Consider the following 16,457-nt stretch of genomic DNA (forward strand, 5'->3'; position numbering starts at 1 on the left):
CGCTATGGGGCTACCCCCCATACCCCCACCCGCCCGGGGGGAGGGGGGGGGGGGTTTCGTGCGGGAAGGTTCGGGGAACCCCGCCCCACGGATCCGAGGACCGTCGGTCGAGCGGGTGCGAGCCGGGGCCGCGCACCCCGCCCCGACGGGCCGCGCACGGTGGCGCGACCCCCGTGGCGCGAGTGGGCGAACCGCCCGGCGGGGCGTCCGCCCGGGTGTCCGGGCGGGTGTCCGGCCGGCGGACTGCCCGGCAATGCGGCAGTCCGTCCGCCCGTCCGCCTGTCCGTCAGCCGGACTGCCCGTCAGCCGGCCGGCGGGTGACCGGGACGCCGGGCGGGCCCGCCGTGGCCGGTCATCGGGCGCCGACCCGGCTGGGTGCGGCGTCCCGGCCCTGCGGGACCGACTCCGAGCTGCTCCGGGCGGCCGGTGCGCGACCGGCCGTGCCGTTACGACTCTGCTGGGCCGGAAGGCCGTTCTGCACGTCCAGGACGGCGTGCGCGACCATCCCGCCGAGCGGGTCGTAGCGGATCAGGTCGCGCAGGCGTGACCTTGAGGACCGGCCCTCGTTACCCGGGTACAGGTGCTTGCCCAGGCCCACCGCGTGCGCCAGTGCGGCCAGTGCGGCCGTTCTGGGGTCCGGTGGCACGCCGGTGCGGATCGCGGTGTCCAGACGCTGCTTGATGGCAGCGTTCGTACAGTCGTCCGACGCCTGGTAACGCGTTGTCGGCAGTACCCCGCACACCTGACCCGGCACGGCGGCGACCATGCCGCACCGCTCCAGGTGCGCCAGATAGGTCTGCCGAAGCCCCAGTCGGGGCCCGCCGATCCAGTGCGCGGCCCGCACCGGGCTGCCGCGACGGCGCAGCAGTTCCAGTGCGTGGTCCAGTGTCGGGTCGCCGGTGGGCCGTGGCAGCACCACGGCGATCCGGTCTCCGTCCGGGACGATCCTTCCGGCCAGGGACAGCTCGACGAGCTGTGCCCCGGCGAGTCCGAGGTCGAGGGTCTGCGGCTGCGCAGTGGTACCCGTGGTCGGGTCCAGTGCGAGCAGCAAGAGTTCCTCGGGAATAGTTCTGCGGCTCTTGCCCATCCAAGCCTCCCCGCGTGGATGAATGACAGAGTGACGCCTCTCACACGGGCTTGTCGAGTACGCCTCCGAATCGTGACCTTGCGGCGGGAACTCCCGGGCGGCCGCCGTGGGCGGGGAACCGTGGTCGGCGCGGGCCGCGTCTGAGCCGTGGACGGGCCGCGGGCCCGGAATAACCGCCGGTCGGACGGGGTGTGGCGACCGGTGATCGGCCGCCGGTGGCGGAGACTGTACAGGTGGACGGGCGGTGGCGGGAGCCCCCGCGGCAGATGAACACGAGGAGGTCGGGACACGTGGGCGAGGCCCCGGAGCAGGTGCACGACGACGGGGAGCGGGAGCAGCCGGCGGACGGCCCGGCGGCGGGAGCCGGGACGGCGCCGAAGGGCGGCCCGACTGTCCAGATCCGCGTCCGCGATGCGGACAACGCGACGACCTTCCTGCGTATGCCCGATCCCGAGCCGGTCCCGGCCACCGAGCCGGACCGGGCGAAGCCGCTGGCCGTCGATCCGCGTCTCGCCATTCGGAACGAGGGCGAGGACGGAGCTGAGACGGTGTCAGCGGCCGCCGAGCCGGAACCTGACGTAGTACCGGTGGAAACGGGAGCGACGGCCGAGCCGACCGGGTCCACCGGGGTCGCCGGGGCTGTCGGGGCTGGGCGGCCGGTCGGGGCGGCCGGCTCGGCGGCGGACGAGCTGACGGTGGAGAACCCGGTGCCGGCCGAGCCGGATCTGACGGTCCGCATGCGGGTGCCGGCGGAGCTGACGGTCGAGGCGCCGGCCCCGCCGCAGCCCGTCCCCGCCCCGGAGCCCGTCGCCGCGTCCGAGCCCCAGCCCGCGTCAGAGCCCGAGCCCCAGCCCGAGCCCGCGTCAGAACCCGCTCCCGGGCCCCGGGCGGCCACGATCGCCGCCGCGGCGCCCGTGGCGGCCGACGGCGAGCCTGAGCCGTACCGCGAGCCCGCGCTGGCGTTCGCTTCGGTCGGCGCGACCCCGGCGGCCACCCCGGCGCCCGTGCTCCCGGCCGGGCCACCCCCTGCACAGCCGCCCGGCGCACCGCCGTCCGGTCCCCAGCTCCCGGCCGGCCCGGAGAACACCGGCGAGGCGATGGAGGTGCTCGCCGCGCTGAACCCGCCGGCCTCCCGGCTGCGCCGCGCGGTCACCCGGATCACCGTCTGGACCCTCTTCCTGGCCCTGGTGGCCGGCGCCCTCGCGGTGGCCCAGCTGCTGCGCCCGCTGCCCGCCGCCAAGCTCAAGCAGACCGCGGCCGGCTCCTTCACCTTCGCCGGCGACCCGCTCGCGCTGCCCTGGCCGGCCAAGGGCCAGGCCGCCGCCGAGGTGGTCGGCCTGGGCAGCCTCGGCAGCTCGGGCCCGGAGAACACCCCGGTGCCGATCGCCAGCGTGACCAAGGTGATGAACGCGTACCTGATCCTCCAGGAGCACCCGCTGAAGAAGGGTGAGTCCGGCCCGCTGCTGACCGTCGACAAGGCGGCCGCGCAGGAGTCCGGCGACTCCGACCAGTCCACCGCGAAGGTGACCGAGGGCCAGCAGATCAGCGAGTACGAAGCGCTGGAGATGCTGATGCTGCCGAGCGCCAACAACATCGCCCGGCTGCTGGCCCGCTGGGACTCCGGCTCGGAGGAGGCGTTCGTCAAGAAGATGAACGACCAGGCGGTGACCTTCGGCATGGCGAACACCACCTACGCGGACGCGGCCGGCTACAGCAACAACACTAAGAGCACCGCGAAGGACCAGCTCAAGCTCGCCGAGGTGGCGCTGAAGGAGGACATCCTCATGCAGATCGTGGCCGAGCCCGCGGCCACCATCAACGGCGTCCGGATCACCAACACGAACGCGCTGATCAGCGGCAACACCGGGGTCATCGGCACCAAGACCGGCTCCAGCACGCCGGCCGGCAGCTGCCTGATGTGGGCCGCCACGAAGGACGTCGGCGGGACCAGGCAGGTGCTGGTCGGCGTGACGCTGGGTCAGCCGCCGACGGCCACCGACAACATCATCAAGGCGGCCCAGACCGTCAGCTCGAAGATCATCACGGCCGGTCAGAACGCGCTGACCGGGCAGACCCTGGCGAAGCAGGGCGACGTGGTCGGCTACCTGGACGACGGCCTCGGCGGCCGGGTCCCGCTGGTCGCCGCGAAGGACGTCACGGTGGCCGGCTGGACGGGCATCTCGACCAGCCTGACGCTCACGCCGGCCATCGGCGGGATCGGCCACAGCGCCAAGGCCGGCACCCAGGTCGGCACGCTGACGGCGGGCGACGGCCCCGGCAAGGTGGAGGTCCCGGTGACGCTGCAGCACGACCTGGCGCCGCCGTCGATCGCCTCCCGGCTGAGCCGGCCGGCCTGAACCGGTTGGCCTGAACCGGCCGGCTTGAGCCTGCCGGTCTGTCCGCAGTCGGACGCGGTTGAACGCCGAAGGGCCCGTACGCACCGCGTACGGGCCCTTCGGCGTTCAACCGGCGCTGCCGGCCGTGCGGGCTGCTACTTGCGGCCGCCCTTGCCGGTCAGCTTGCCGAGGCGGTTCTGCATGCCCCAGACGGTGACCCGCCAGAGCGCCTCGACGACGATGTTCTTGCTCATCTTCGAGGCGCCGTGCTCGCGCTCGACGAAGGTGATCGGCACCTCGGCGACCTTGAAGCCGGCCTGGACGGTGCGGAAGGCCAGGTCAACCTGGAAGCAGTAGCCCGCCGAGGCGACCTGGTCCATGCCGAGGCCGATCAGGGTCTCCTTGCGGAACGCGCGGTAGCCACCGGTCACGTCGCGCATCGGCACGCCGAGCATCAGGCGCGAGTAGGTCGAGCCGCCGCGCGAGAGCAGCAGGCGCGACTTCGGCCAGTTCACCACCTTGCCGCCGGGCACCCAGCGCGAGCCCATCACCAGGTCGGCGCCGCGCAGGCCACCGAGCAGGCGGTAGAGCTCCTCGGGCTGGTGCGAGCCGTCGGCGTCCATCTCGACCAGGACGTCGTAGCCGTTGTCGATGCCCCAGCGGAAACCGGCCAGGTAGGCGGCGCCGAGGCCCTCCTTGCCCTTGCGGTGCATGACGTGGACGTTGCCGTCCACGGCAGCGATCTTGTCGGCCATCTCGCCGGTGCCGTCCGGGCTGTTGTCGTCGGCGACCAGGACGTGCACCTCGGGGACGGCGGCACGGACCCGCGAGACGATCCGTTCGACGTTCTCGGCCTCGTTGTAGGTCGGAATGATGACCAGCACCTTGCCGAGATCGGCGAAGGAGTGCTCCTGGGGCGCAGTCACGTGCGAGCCTTTCGGGTTGCGCCGCGTCCACCCTGGACGCGGCAAATCGCGTAGGTGTGCGAACCGCCCGCAGGGCCCGGGGCTGTCCACCGGGAGTATCTGGTACGGGTTCATCACCAGAGCCGATGGTAGCGACCTCCGGCGGAAGGCTGTTAGCCAGCCCGTGGTACGGGCACGGGGTACCGGGGTTGAACGCCCTGTGTGGGGCGCCGGGCGCTCCGTGGCGGTGTGACGCCGGACACGGCATCAAGCCGCAGTCGAACACCCTGACCAGCGGCGTCGCCTCAGCCCCGCCGCTCCGGCCGGGGCACGATCACCAGCAGCAGCTCCCGCACCCGCTCCTCGATGTCGGCGCGGTCGCTCTGCACCCAGGACATGTGCTGGGCCCCGAAGAAGGCACTGACCAGCACCCGGGACAGCACCGAGGTGTCGGTGTCGGCCGACAACTGCCCGGCCTCCTTGGCCTGTCGGAGCAGGGAGGTGACCGCCTCCGAGTACCCGAGGTACGGCGTCGGCAGGTCCGCCCCGATCAGCGATCGCTCGATCTGCAGCCGGGCGCCGGCCTGGATCGTCCGGTCGTCCCGGAACGCCAGCCCGGTGCGGGTCAGCAGGTCGGCCACCGCTTCGAGCGGAGAGAGCCCGGACTGGCGCACCTCCTCGCTGATCACGCCCAGCCGGTAGTAGAAGTCCTCGGCCACGGCCTGGGCGAGCGCCTCCTTGTTGGTGAAGTGGAAGTAGACGGCCCCCTTGGTCACGCCGGCCAGCTCCGCGACGTCGAGGACGGTGACGGCCGGGAAGCCCTTCGCCGCGAACGCCTCGGCCGCTGCGTCCAGCACCACGCCCCGGGTGCGCACGGCACGCTCCTGCTTGAGGCCGGCGGGCTTGCGCGGTCCGGTTGCCCGCTGGCTGGCCGGCGCTGTTCCGGTCGTGCTCTCCGCGGCCATGTCGCCCTTCCTGATTGCGCGTTGTGGGGGCTGCCGGCGCTCTGGGGAAGCGCTCGCCGATGGCTGAAAACCCTTGAAGTATACCTTCGGGAATGTATCGTAATCCCGGATTCGGCGAGCGCAAGCAGTGCGCCGCTGATGACGTCTGCGTGAGTTCTTCACTGAGGGGACAGACCATGCATCAGCCTGCCACCACCGCCGCCGCCGACACCATGGGGAACGTCGCGACCATTCAGCCGCCTTCCGTGCCCGGCCCGGAACTGTACTGCGAGCGCGGCCACGGGCTGCGATTCGGACAGCCGGTGCCGCGCCAACTGGTCCACAAGGCCGCGGTCGCGGAGGTGCTGCTCACCGACACCCAGCGAAGAGGAGAGCACGAATTCCTGGTCGCGGCGCAATGGCCGCGTGATCATGCGGTCTATGCGCCGGGCCCGGGCGGGCTGAGCGATTCGCTGCTGTTCGCCGAGACGATCCGCCAGGCGCTCGTGTACCTGTCGCACCGGTACTTCGACGTTCCGCTCTCGTACCGTTTCATCGCTTCCGGCGCGGATTTCGAGATTACCGATCCGGAGCTGTTGCGGGTCGTCGGCGAACCGCTGCCGGTCGTGCTGGAGGCCCAGCTGCTCTGGGTGAACCACCGGCCGCCGCAGCGCTTCGGGATGCGGATCGAAGTGGTGCTGACCGTGGGCGGGAAGGCCTGCGGTCGCGGCGCGCTCCAACTGATCGCGGTGGACGACAAGCGGTACACGATGCTGCGCGGCCGCGGCGCCCGGCCGGCGGGCGCGCCGGCCGTGGTGGCACCGGCCGTGATGGTGCAGGCCGGCCCGGTGGCCGGGGCGGCCTCGTTGCTCCCGGAGCGGGTCCGCGCGTCGGCGGTGGGCCGGCAGCGGGTGAAGGACAGCCTGCTGGCCCGTCGGCCGGGCGGACCCTGGCAGCTGATGGTGGACACCGGGCACGCGATCTACTTCGACCACCCGAGCGACCATCTGCCGCTGATGGTCGCGTCCGAGGGCTTCCGCCAGCTCGGCCACCTGCTGGTGCACCACGGCAACGCCGTCTGCGGCAGCATGGCCGGTGTGCAGCTCGGGCCGCGCTCGCTGGTCGGCCTGGAGGTGGACTGCCGGGCCTTCGGGGAGCTGGACGAGCCGATCTACCTGATGCCGCGCGAGCCCCGGCCCGGGTCGGTGCCGGGCCGGGTGCACCTGGAGATCGACGCCGTGCAGGCCGGCCGGGTGGTCGCGGCCTCGCGGGCGATCTGGGCGACCACCGGCCGACCTGCCTAGCGCTGCCCGGCAGGCTCCGCCGGACAGCCCTAGGGCCTGTCGTCAAACCCCCTTCTGCTCGGCGACGCCATGCACGCACTCTCGCCGCACCGGGCGCAGACCCAAGTACGTCCAGTACGAGGGCCTGTGCCCGGCACGCCGAGAGCACGCACCTGACGCCGCCAAGCCGCCCTGCGGGCGACGAAGGGGGTTTGACGACAGGCCCTAGCCGGCCACGGGCTGGCTCTCGGTGGGTACCGGCGGTCTGTCCGCGAGCAGGTCGAGGTCCTCCGTCGGGTTGGTCTCGTCGCTCGGGTCGGTCTCGTCGGTCGGGTTGGTGCCGACTGTCGGTGCGACGCTGTCGGCGGGGGCGAGTCCGGCGGGGACGAAGGCGTCCCAGATGGCGCGGACCCGGCCCGCCAGGCCGTGCCGCTCCGGGCCCGGGCTGCTGTAGTAGGCGCCGACCAGCGTGACGATCACCAGCTCGGCCAGTGGCGTCGGCTGTTGCGTCGGCGGCTGTGCTGCCTGTCGGGCCGGCTGGGGTGCGAGCTGGGGTGCCGGCCGGGCACCCTCCGCGACCTCGTCGGCGAGGCTGCGCAGGTTGTCCAGGAACGCGGGTGGATCCTGGCCCGTCTGGGCCTCGTCCATCACCAGGCGCAGCGCCGCGTTGGTCCGCACGTCCGACTCGATCCGCTCGGCCAGCGCGACGGTGAGCGTGCGTAGTTGGTCGAGTCCGGGTGGGTCCGCGGCGGCGGCCTGCGCGATCAGCGCGTCCACCACCTGGTCCAGCTGTTCGGTCAGCGTCTGGGCGAGCTTCTCCTTGGAGGCGAAGTGGCCGTACAGCGCACCCTTGGTCAGTCCGGTGCGGTCGGCGACGTGCTGGAGGTTGGCCCGCGGGTAGCCGTGCCGGGAGAACTCGACGGCTGCCGCGTCCAGCACCTTCTCATGGGTGCGGCGCGAGCGTTCCTGTTTCATCTGCGTGACTCCCCTTCGGGGCAAGGTAGTTGACTGACGCTAAAATAATACCGTCCTGAATGCACTTTTCTGTAGAGGAGTTCTCCGGCATGACGAACACCTGGGTGGACAGCGCCCCCGCGGCGACCGGCTGGGCGCCGACCGCGCGCGAACCGGTGCGCCAGGCCGCCCGGCTGGCCTCCGCCCACGCCCAGCAGGCGGACCAGGAGGGGCGGTTGTCGGACGAGACGGTCGCGGCGGTGACCGCCGCCGGCCTGCCCGGGTACTTCGTCCCGCGCCGCTGGGGCGGCCGGGACGGCACCTTCGCCGACCTGTTCGCCGATGCCGCCGTTCTGGCCGAGGGCTGCTCCTCGGCGGCCTGGTGCGGGGCGCTCTGGGCCACCCACGGCCGCTATGCCGCCCATCTGCCGGAGCAGGGCCAGTGGGAGCTGTGGGGAGCCTCGCCGGACGTCCGGATAGCCGCCGCGCTCGCGCCGCCCGCCGGCGCCGCGCTGCGCGAGGGCGACGGCTGGAGAGTGAACGGGAGCTGGCCCTTGGTCAGTGGAATCGACTTCGCGGACTGGGTGCTGCTCGCCTCGCCCGAGCCGTTCCAGGGCGGCGGGCGGGTACGCGTCTTCGCGGTGCCGGCCGGCGAGGTCACCGTGCTGGACACCTGGGACGGCACCGGGCTGCGCGGCACCGGAAGCCACACCGTGGTGGCCAAGAACGTCCTCGTGCCGCAGCACCGCTCCTTCCTCTGGAGCGACCTGCTGCTGGTCGAGGGGCGGCCGCAGCGCACCGAGCGGCACATCGTCCCCGCGCACCTGGCGGGCGGCACCACCTTCTGCGCCGCCGCGCTGGGCGCCGCCCGCCGGGCACTTCAGCTGTGGGCCGACTGGGCCGCCGCGAAGCCGCGCGGAGCCGGGCCGTCCAACCACGAGAGCGCGGCGGTGCGCGAGACACTGGCCATCGCGTCCGGGCACATCGACGCGGCCGAACTGCTGCTGACCCGGGCCGCGCAGCGCGCGGACACCGAGCCGGTCACGCCGCTGCTGGTGGCCGGCAACCAGCGTGATGCCGCCGTCGCCTGCGACCTTCTGCTCGGTGCGGTGGACCGGCTGCTGCGCGTCGGCGGGGCGCACGTCCGCGGCCCGGGCGACGAACTCCAGCGCCGCTGGCGGGACGTGCACACCATCGCCGCACACCGGGTGCTCCGGCTGGAGCCGGTTGCCGAGGTGTACGCGCGGGCCGTGCTCGACACGGAGGACTGAGCGGGCCGGGCGGGCCGGGGAGAGTGATCCGGCCGGGCCGGTTTCAGCGGGCATCGGACCGGTCGGGCAGGGCGGCACGCTCCAGGGAGTGGCCGGTCCGGGCCGCGCCGGTGCGGGCGGCGTCGTGGGCGGTCATCACGCGGACTGGCAGCCGGGCAACTGGGCGTGCGCGGTGTTGGAGTGAACCGCGCGCAGCCTGGCCAGCGAGCGGATCAGCACCGACCGGGTGTCGCACGGATCGATGACCTCGTCCGCCGGGCAACGCGCGGGGCGGATGCGCTCGTCACCCGGCTCGACACCGGGCCCGGTGGCCGGCTCGGCCGGCCAGGCGAGCGCGAGGTCGGTGCCGAGCGCGAAGCCGCTGCCGGGCGAGAGCTCGCTGCCGGTCGGGCGCGAGTCCGCCGCCCCCGTGCGCGCACCGGCGTAGGCCTTGCGCAGCACCAGGGAGATCCGCGGGACGCTCGCCTTGCAGTACGCGTGCAGCAGCCTCGCACCATGCCGGATGACCCCGGCGTCCTGCTGCCCGGCCTCCGGCCCGCCTGCCCGCTGCCCGGTCTCCCCGCCGCTGCCGGGCAGCAGGCCGGGCAGGTCCACCAGGGTGACCAGCGGGATGTTGAAGGCATCGCAGAACCGCACGAAGCGGGCGCCCTTCTCGGCCGCCCTGCTGTCCAGTGCGCCGTCCAGTGCGCCGCCCGGCACGGCAGGCTGGTTGGCGACGACCCCGACCACCTGCCCGTCGAGCCGGGTCAGCGCGCAGATCAGGCTCTCCGCCCAGCCGGGCCGGATCTCGAAGAACGCGCCGTCATCGACGATCTCCCCGATCACCCGGCGCATGTCGTACGCCCGGCCGGGCTCGCCCGGCACCAGGTCGAGCAGCGCCGCGCAGCGCCGTTCGGGATCGTCGCCGGTGTGCGCGACCGGGGGGAGCTCCCGGTTGTTGGCCGGCAGCAGCGAGAGCAGGTGGCGCACGTCCCGCAGGCAGCCGGTCTCGTCGTCGTACGCGGCGGCCACCTCGGAGACGGTGGTGCGCCGGTCGGCCCCGGACCCGGCCCCGCCGGACGCGTCGAGTCCGCTCCGGTGGACCCGCCCACCGCTCACCGCTGACGCCGTGTCGGATCCGACGGCGTACAGCCGGGCGCCGCCGCGCACCGTGAAGACGAAGTCGGTCAGCGCGGGGGAGTCCGCCGCGCCGCCGCCGGACTGGCCGAGCAGCACGCTGATCTGCGGGATGACGCCGGAGGCCAGCACGTTCCTGGTGTGGATCCCGCCGTAGCCCGCCAGGCCCGAGGCGCCGTCCCGGTTCCGGCTGCCGCCACCGTCGTTCAGACCGACCAGCGGGGCTTCGGCGGCGAGCGCGAGGTCCATCAGCTGGTGGATCCTGGCCGCGTGCGCCTCGCCGTGGGCACCGCGGAAGTCCTGGAGGTCGTGCGCGTAGGTGAAGACGGTCCTGCCGTGCACGGTGCCCCAGCCGGCCGCCAGGCCGTCGGCGTACGGCCGCCTCGGCGCCGGCTCCAGTCCGCCCGCGCGGCTGCGGAGCGGTGCGTCGAGCTCGGTGAACGACCCTTCGTCCAGCAGGAGTTCGATCCGCTCACGAGCACTGAGTCGACCCCGCGCGGGTATCTTGGCAGGCGCTGGTCCGGGCTGGGACTGGGCGACGGGGCGCTCCTGGAGCACGGTCATGGTCGCGCGAGTCTCCCAAGGTCGGCGGTGGGCATGGCGCCATGATGGCAGGCTAACATTCCGTTGTGAAGGTATTTGATTCGCGGTGACATGCCAGAGCCCCCGCGACCGATGTGACCGGCGGCGGGGGCTCGGGATCTGTCGTCAGTGCCGCTTCTCGTCATCCCTTCCGGGTCCCCGGCCGCGGCAGCAGCAGTGCGGTGCCGGCCGCGGTGACCAGCAGCATCACGGTGCAGGCCACGAAGCTGGTGTCCAGGCCGTTCATGAACGAGGCGCGGTCGGCGATCAGCGCGCCGAAGACCGCCACCGCCAGGCAACTCCCGACCTGCCGGCTCGTGTTGAGCAGGGCGGCGGCGGTGCCGGCCCGTTCGGCGTCGATGTTCTCCAGCAGTGCGGCGGTCAGTGAGGGCACCGCGAGCCCGCCGCCGAGGCCGATCGGGACCAGGAGCAGCACCGGGACCAGGATCGGGCTGTGCGGGGTGACCGTGAGCATCAGCAGCGCCCCGGCGGCCATCGCGAGCTGACCCAGCGTCATCGGCACCCGGGCACCCCGGCGGGCGGCCAGCCTGACGCCGGCCAGGTTGACCACGGCGATCAGCGCGCACATCGGGATGAACATCGCGCCGGTGCTCACCGGCGAGGAGCCGCGCACCTGCTGGAAGTACATCCCGAGCAGGAAGATGGCGCCGTAGAAGACCGCGTTGAGGGTGAAGCCGGCCGCCAGCAGGACCAGCACGGTGCGCGACCTGAAGAGGCTCAGCGGCACCATCGGCTGCTTGCGCCGGGCCTGGCCGGCGACGAAGCCGCCCATCGCGACGACCGCCAGCAGCAGTGTGCCCAGCACGCTGACGCTGCCCCAGCCGCCCCGGCCGCCCTCGATCACGGCGTAGGTGAGCGCGGCCAGCGAGACCACCACGGAGAGCTGGCCGGGCAGGTCGAGCGGCGCCCGGCTGCGGGCGGAGCGGGGGATCCGGCCGAGCAGGGCCAGGCCGACCACGCCGACCGGCAGGTTGAGGTAGAAGACCGCCCGCCAGCTCAGCCCGCTGGTGAGCAGGCCGCCGACCACCGGGCCGACCGCCACCGCGACGGCGCCGGCGGCCGTCCAGATCGCGATCGCGCGGGCCCGCTTGCCCGGGTCGGCGTAGTTCTGCCGGATCAGGGCGAGCGAGGCCGGCACCATCAGCGCGGCGGCCGCACCCTGCACCATCCGGGCGACGACCAGCGTGCCCAGCTCGGGGGCGAGTCCGCAGGCGGCCGAGGCGACGGTGAACGCGGCGAGGCCGACGGCGTACGCGCGGCTGGCGCCGATCCGGTCCGAGAGCGTGCCGGCCGAGAGCATGAAGGCCGCGAACATCAGCGTGTAGCCGTCGACGATCCACTGCAGGGCGGCCATGGTGCCGTGCAGGCTGCCGGCGATCGCCGGCAGCGCGACGTTGACGACCGAGCCGTCGAGCGAGATCACGAAGAACGCGAGCAGCGCGGCGGCCAGCACGGTGTGCGGCGACACCCGGCGCGGGGCGGGGGGGTCGGTGCGCGGGTCGGTGTCCGCCGGCGGGCCCGGGCGGGTGCCGAGCGCCGAGTCGGTCGTTGCCATGGTCGTCTCCATTTCTCGGGTGGGTACGAACGTAGCCCGATCCGGTCCGGCGCACAACCATCTAGTTGGTTTTCTCTGAGAAGATGTCAGGAGACGGCAGCAGGGGAGCCCGATGAGATCGGACTCCCCTGCTGTGAAAGCTCTCTGACGACGGGTGGGCCTCAGGTGCCGCCCTCCAGCACCCGGTCGATGATCGAGTGCCCGTGCGCGACGATGGTGGCGCGCAGCAGCTTCCAGCCGGCCTCGGTGTCGCTCTCCGGGCCGAGCATCAGCCGGCGCTGCTGCGGCACGATGAACGGCCAGGAGGCCAGCCCGATCAGCGCGATCAGCACCCGCGCGGCCGCCGCCGGGTCGTCGATGTCGAGCGCGACGCTCAGTGCGGCGGCCTTGTTGGTGTAGTACGCCTCGCGCTCCGCCTCGTCCGGGATCGGCCGGTCGCGGTAGTGCAGGCCCTCCCAGGCGAGCAGTCGGACCAGGTCGTCGGACTCGCGGTGGTAGTCGAAGGCCTGGCCGACGTACGCGCGCAGCCCCTCCTCCGTGTCGGGGACCGGCACGCTGGCGCCCATGTTCTCGTAGACCCGGCTCAGCACGGCGGAGAACAGCGCCTCCTTGTTGCCGAAGTAGGCATAGATGCGCTGCTTGTTGACGCCCGCGGTCTCGGCGATCCGATCGACGCGGGCGCCGGCCAGCCCGTACTCGGAGAACTCCCGCTGGGCGGCTTCCAGCAGCTTGGTGCGGGTCAGCTGACCCTTGGGTGTCTCGGCCATGGGGGGAGGGTAGCCGAATGACAAACCAACCGGATAGTTCAGAATGTCGGGTCGGTCGCCGATCGGCCACCCGGTTGGTCGGCCCGGGGGGCCTCGGCCGCCAGTGACTCCTTCAGTCCGTTCAGCAGTGCGACGAAGTTGTCCAGGTCGCTGCCCTCACACCACTCCGGCGGTGCGCTGATCGTCTCGTTCATGCTCCGGCTGTTCACGTACCGGACGGTAGCCGCCGTCGATCAACAACGGATAAGCGATGACGGCCACCGTCCGCTGCCGTGGGTCAGCTGCACTTCAGGCCTGAGGACTGCCAGTTGCTCGGATCCACCATGGTCGTCGGCGCCAACGACTCGGCGGGGAAGGCCTTTCCGCCGCGCAGTTTGTCCACCATGGTCTGCACCGCCAGCGCGCCGACGTCCGCGCCGCTGATGTAGAGCGCGGCCCGCATGCCGGTCGGTCCGCCGCCGCTCCAGTCCTTGCAGGCCAGGTAGCCGCCCATGCCGATCCCGATCACGTCCCCGGCACCGACTCCGGCGGCCTGCAGCGCGTCCAGGCTGCCCTGGACGTTCTCGTCGTTGCAGCCCAGCACGATCCAGTGCTTGACGCCGGGGTTGGCGCTGATCGTCAGGGCCACCTGCTTCCGCGCGCCGGCCTGCGAGTTGTCGGTGTCCACGTCCAGCGTGCGCAGCTGCCCGGCCACCGTGAAGAACGCCTCCCCGGCCGCGTTGACCCGGTCGCCGCAGACCGTCACGTCCTGCTCCCAGGCCGAGATGATCCGGGTGTCCGCCGCCGCCCAGCCGGCCTGCTGGTACTCCTTCGCGGCCCGCTGCCCGAGCTGGTCGCCGATCTGCTCGCCGCTGAACCCGACCCGGGGCACCAGGTCCTGGTGCGCGCAGGCTCCTGGATCCGCATTGGCCGAGCAGAGTTCGTCGTCCGATCCGAGCAGTGCCGTCCCCGCGGCCTTGGTGACCTGGGTGACCTGCGGCCCGACGGAGGGGTCGGGCGCCACGATGATCACCCCCTGGTCGTGCCGGGCCACGGCTGCCTTGACCTCGGTGACCGCCTTGCCGGAGTCGCTGCCCAGATCCACCATCTTGAGCGCGACCCCCAGCTGCGCCGCCCTGGCCTTGGCCCCGGCCGCCTCGTCGACGAAGTAGCCCTGGTCGGCCTGCTTCTGCAGGTACGTGAGCGAGATCGCCCCCGTCGCCTTGGCGATGCCGTCCCCGCCGCCTCCCTGCGGCCCACTCGAACAGGCCGTCAGGCTCAGCGCGACCAGCAGGCCGGCCAGGACTGCCGCAGGACGGCGGCGTTTTGTGTACATGTGTTGGCTCTCCGTTGAGCGAATTCGACAAGCAATCAGAAACGAACTGATTCCAACGATTCGCCACATGACAGCGGCTGCCACCTGCCACAGTCAAGGGGTGGGTATCGATCCACCGAGGCTTGGTATCCGCCCGTGACCTTCCGGCCCGGCGCCCCGACGGCGCAGTCCGGGGGCGGGGTGGCGGTGGAAGCGGACTCCGTCGGTGTGATCCGCTACGCTGTCTTCGGTCCCTTGCCCCAGTAGCTCAGGGGATAGAGCACAGCTCTCCTAAAGCTGGTGTCGCAGGTTCGAATCCTGCCTGGGGCACAGAGCCAGACATGGCGCGTGACGCGTTGAGGGCCAGTTCGCGAAGGTGATCCTTCGAGAACTGGCCCTTTGTCGTTCCGCCGACCTGACGCACCGTCGATTGCGCCGTCGATGCGCTGTCGATGCGCTGCGGACTGTCCTGCCGTTCCGCTGCCGCGCGGCTCGGGGTCGGGTCGAGCGGGGGGCCGATCCGGTCCGAGGGCATGTCAACTTCGCTACGCTGATGGTGATCCAGTGCTACTCACCGTCGGGGAGGCGGCATGGCCGTTTCCCCGGTGCTGCGGCTCGCGGAGTCCGGCATGTGGATGATCGAAAAAAGGGGCTTCTGGGCTTCAGGCCTTGCATTTACGATGCCTGTGCACCTGAATCCCTGGCTGATAAGAGGGCCGGCCGGGTGCAGCGTCGGCTTTCGGCGCGCGGCACGAGGAGCAGCGGATGATCGTCGGAGACCTCTTGGAGGTGCCGGAGCTGCGCCTGCAGCTGGCCTGGGGAACCCCGGAACTGCTCGATCGCCCGGTCACGGGCGTCACATCGACCGATCTGCAGGACCCGGCCCGGTACCTGCAGCCGGGTGAGCTGGTGCTCTCCGGCCTGGTCTGGTGGCAGCCGGACCACCCGGCCGCCCAGGCGCTCGCGCTGCGCTTCGCGACCTCGCTGCGCAGCGCCGGGGTGGCCGCGCTGCTGGCCGGCGAGGGGACCCACGGCGAGGTGCCGGCCGGGCTGGTCGAGGCCTGCCGGGTGCACGCGATACCGCTGCTGTCCGTCCCGGCCGGGACCAGTTTCCGGGCCGTCACCGACCGGGTCTACCTGAGGCTCTGGGGCGACCTGAGATCCGGGGCCGCGGAGACGGCGGCGGTGCCGGAGGGCGTCCGGCGGGAACTGGTCGAGCTGATGTACTCGGGCGCGCCGGCAGCCGTGGTGCTGGACCGGGCGGTCTCCCGGATCGGCTGCGGCCCCTGCTCACTGGTCTCCTCGTCGGGCCGGACCATCGCCACCTCGACCGGCGCGGCCGATCCCGACCCGGAGGCGGTCCGCCGTGCGCTGCCCAGCCCCGGCGGTGAGGAGCCCGCGGTCGGCGCGGTGCTCGCGCTGCCGGTGGGGGAGGGCGGCGAGACGCCGTTCGACGGCTGGTACCTCTACCCGCACCTCGGGCCTGGCCACCAGGGCCGGGCAGCGGTGCTGCACGGCCTGGCCGACGTGCTGGCCACGCTGTGGACCCGCAGCCGCGGCGAGGCCGCGGACCGTCGCCGGGCGGGTGCCCGGCTCGCGGCGCTGCTCACCGGCGAGCCCGCCGGCCGCCCCGCCGAGCTCGCCGAGGCGCTGGCCGCCTGCGGGCTGCCGGCCGGGGCCTCGCTCGTCCCGCTGGCCGCCCGGATCGACGGCCTGGACGCCCCCTGGGCCGCCGAGGCGCTCGCGGAGGCGCTGCGGTCGGTGCACACCGACGCGTTCGCGGTCGGCGCGGACCAGCAGGGCCGGGCGGTGGGCGTCGCGGTCTGCGAGGACCCTGCGCAGCTGGCGGCCGGGCTGCGCGAGGTCTGGCCGCGGCTGCAGGCCCGGCTGCCCGCCCGGCACCTGCTGCGCGCCGGGGTCGGGCCGCGCACGCTGCGCCCACCGGCCGAGCTGGTGGCCGGCCTGCGCCAGGCGCGGTACGCGCTGGACGCGGCCGCGGCGACCGCCGGTGCCGGCTGCTCGGTCGGGGCCAGCACCGAGCTGGACTCGCTGGCCGCACTGGTCCGCGGGATCCCGGCGGAGGTGGCGAGAGCGTTCCGCCGTCGCCTGCTGGACCCGCTGGCCGAGCACGACCGGAACACCGGCGGCACGCTGCTCGCGACGCTGGTCGCCTTCCTGGACCACGACTGCTCCTGGGCCCGCACCGCCGAGGCCCTGCACGTGCACGTGAACACGGTCCACTACCGGGTGCGCCGGATCGAGGAGCTGACCGCCCGCGATCTCGGCCGGCTCGACGACCGGCTCGACCTGCGGGCGGCGCTGCTCTGCGGCTCCGCCTGAGC

At 72.9% G+C, this 16,457-nt stretch carries 13 protein-coding genes and 1 tRNA gene; 5 read left to right on the forward strand and 9 right to left on the reverse strand.

What is annotated here, in order from left to right:
• Positions 1–352: 352 nt before the first annotated feature.
• Positions 353–1,087: a GOLPH3/VPS74 family protein gene (locus tag AC060L_RS25780; RefSeq protein ID WP_483801300.1), complete on the reverse strand. Its 735-nt coding sequence runs from the start codon at positions 1,085–1,087 to the stop codon at positions 353–355.
• A gap of 290 nt (positions 1,088–1,377) precedes the next feature.
• Here AC060L_RS25780 and AC060L_RS25785 point away from each other — a divergent pair, with 290 nt between their 5' ends.
• Positions 1,378–3,444, forward strand: coding sequence for a hypothetical protein (locus tag AC060L_RS25785; protein WP_483801301.1), 2,067 nt, complete (start codon positions 1,378–1,380; stop codon positions 3,442–3,444).
• A gap of 134 nt (positions 3,445–3,578) precedes the next feature.
• Here the strand turns inward: AC060L_RS25785 and AC060L_RS25790 are convergent, their stop codons facing one another.
• Positions 3,579–4,349 (reverse strand): polyprenol monophosphomannose synthase, encoded by a 771-nt coding sequence (locus AC060L_RS25790; protein ID WP_483801302.1) that lies wholly within the window; start codon positions 4,347–4,349, stop codon positions 3,579–3,581.
• Between the two features lie 284 nt (positions 4,350–4,633).
• Entirely contained in the window at positions 4,634–5,293 is a 660-nt protein-coding gene (locus AC060L_RS25795) for a ScbR family autoregulator-binding transcription factor (RefSeq protein WP_483801303.1), read from the reverse strand.
• 176 nt (positions 5,294–5,469) lie between these two features.
• Between AC060L_RS25795 and AC060L_RS25800 the strand changes: the two genes are divergently transcribed.
• Positions 5,470–6,576, forward strand: coding sequence for a ScbA/BarX family gamma-butyrolactone biosynthesis protein (locus AC060L_RS25800; protein WP_483801304.1), 1,107 nt, complete (start codon positions 5,470–5,472; stop codon positions 6,574–6,576).
• A gap of 204 nt (positions 6,577–6,780) precedes the next feature.
• On the opposite strand, the gene AC060L_RS25805 is transcribed toward AC060L_RS25800, so the two are convergent.
• Entirely contained in the window at positions 6,781–7,530 is a 750-nt protein-coding gene (locus AC060L_RS25805; RefSeq protein ID WP_483801305.1) for a TetR family transcriptional regulator, read from the reverse strand.
• An 89-nt stretch (positions 7,531–7,619) separates the two neighbouring features.
• On the opposite strand from AC060L_RS25805, the gene AC060L_RS25810 reads away from it, so the two are divergent.
• Complete coding sequence (locus AC060L_RS25810; RefSeq protein ID WP_483801306.1) at positions 7,620–8,780, forward strand: acyl-CoA dehydrogenase family protein; 1,161 nt, start codon at positions 7,620–7,622, stop codon at positions 8,778–8,780.
• 135 nt (positions 8,781–8,915) lie between these two features.
• Here the strand turns inward: AC060L_RS25810 and AC060L_RS25815 are convergent, their stop codons facing one another.
• From AC060L_RS25815 to AC060L_RS25835, 5 genes are all read right to left on the reverse strand, one after another.
• Positions 8,916–10,460, reverse strand: a complete 1,545-nt coding sequence (locus AC060L_RS25815) for an acyl-CoA carboxylase subunit beta (RefSeq protein ID WP_483801307.1) — start codon at positions 10,458–10,460, stop codon at positions 8,916–8,918.
• Between the two features lie 160 nt (positions 10,461–10,620).
• Positions 10,621–12,054 carry an MFS transporter gene (locus tag AC060L_RS25820; protein ID WP_483801308.1) on the reverse strand — a complete coding sequence of 478 codons (1,434 nt, stop codon included), beginning with the start codon at positions 12,052–12,054 and terminating at the stop codon, positions 10,621–10,623.
• A 161-nt stretch (positions 12,055–12,215) separates the two neighbouring features.
• Positions 12,216–12,821 carry a TetR/AcrR family transcriptional regulator gene (locus AC060L_RS25825; protein ID WP_483801309.1) on the reverse strand — a complete coding sequence of 202 codons (606 nt, stop codon included), beginning with the start codon at positions 12,819–12,821 and terminating at the stop codon, positions 12,216–12,218.
• 38 nt (positions 12,822–12,859) lie between these two features.
• A complete protein-coding gene (locus tag AC060L_RS25830; RefSeq protein WP_483801310.1) occupies positions 12,860–13,030 on the reverse strand; it encodes a hypothetical protein in 171 nt (56 codons plus the stop codon).
• A gap of 68 nt (positions 13,031–13,098) precedes the next feature.
• Positions 13,099–14,136, reverse strand: coding sequence for a type 1 periplasmic-binding domain-containing protein (locus tag AC060L_RS25835; RefSeq protein ID WP_483801311.1), 1,038 nt, complete (start codon positions 14,134–14,136; stop codon positions 13,099–13,101).
• A gap of 236 nt (positions 14,137–14,372) precedes the next feature.
• Between AC060L_RS25835 and AC060L_RS25840 the strand changes: the two genes are divergently transcribed.
• A tRNA-Arg gene (locus AC060L_RS25840) sits at positions 14,373–14,445 on the forward strand.
• A gap of 435 nt (positions 14,446–14,880) precedes the next feature.
• On the forward strand, positions 14,881–16,455 hold the full coding sequence (locus AC060L_RS25845) for a PucR family transcriptional regulator (protein WP_483801312.1): 1,575 nt from the start codon (positions 14,881–14,883) through the stop codon (positions 16,453–16,455).
• Positions 16,456–16,457: the final 2 nt, after the last annotated feature.

This window comes from Kitasatospora sp. NEAU-69 (assembly GCF_057158765.1).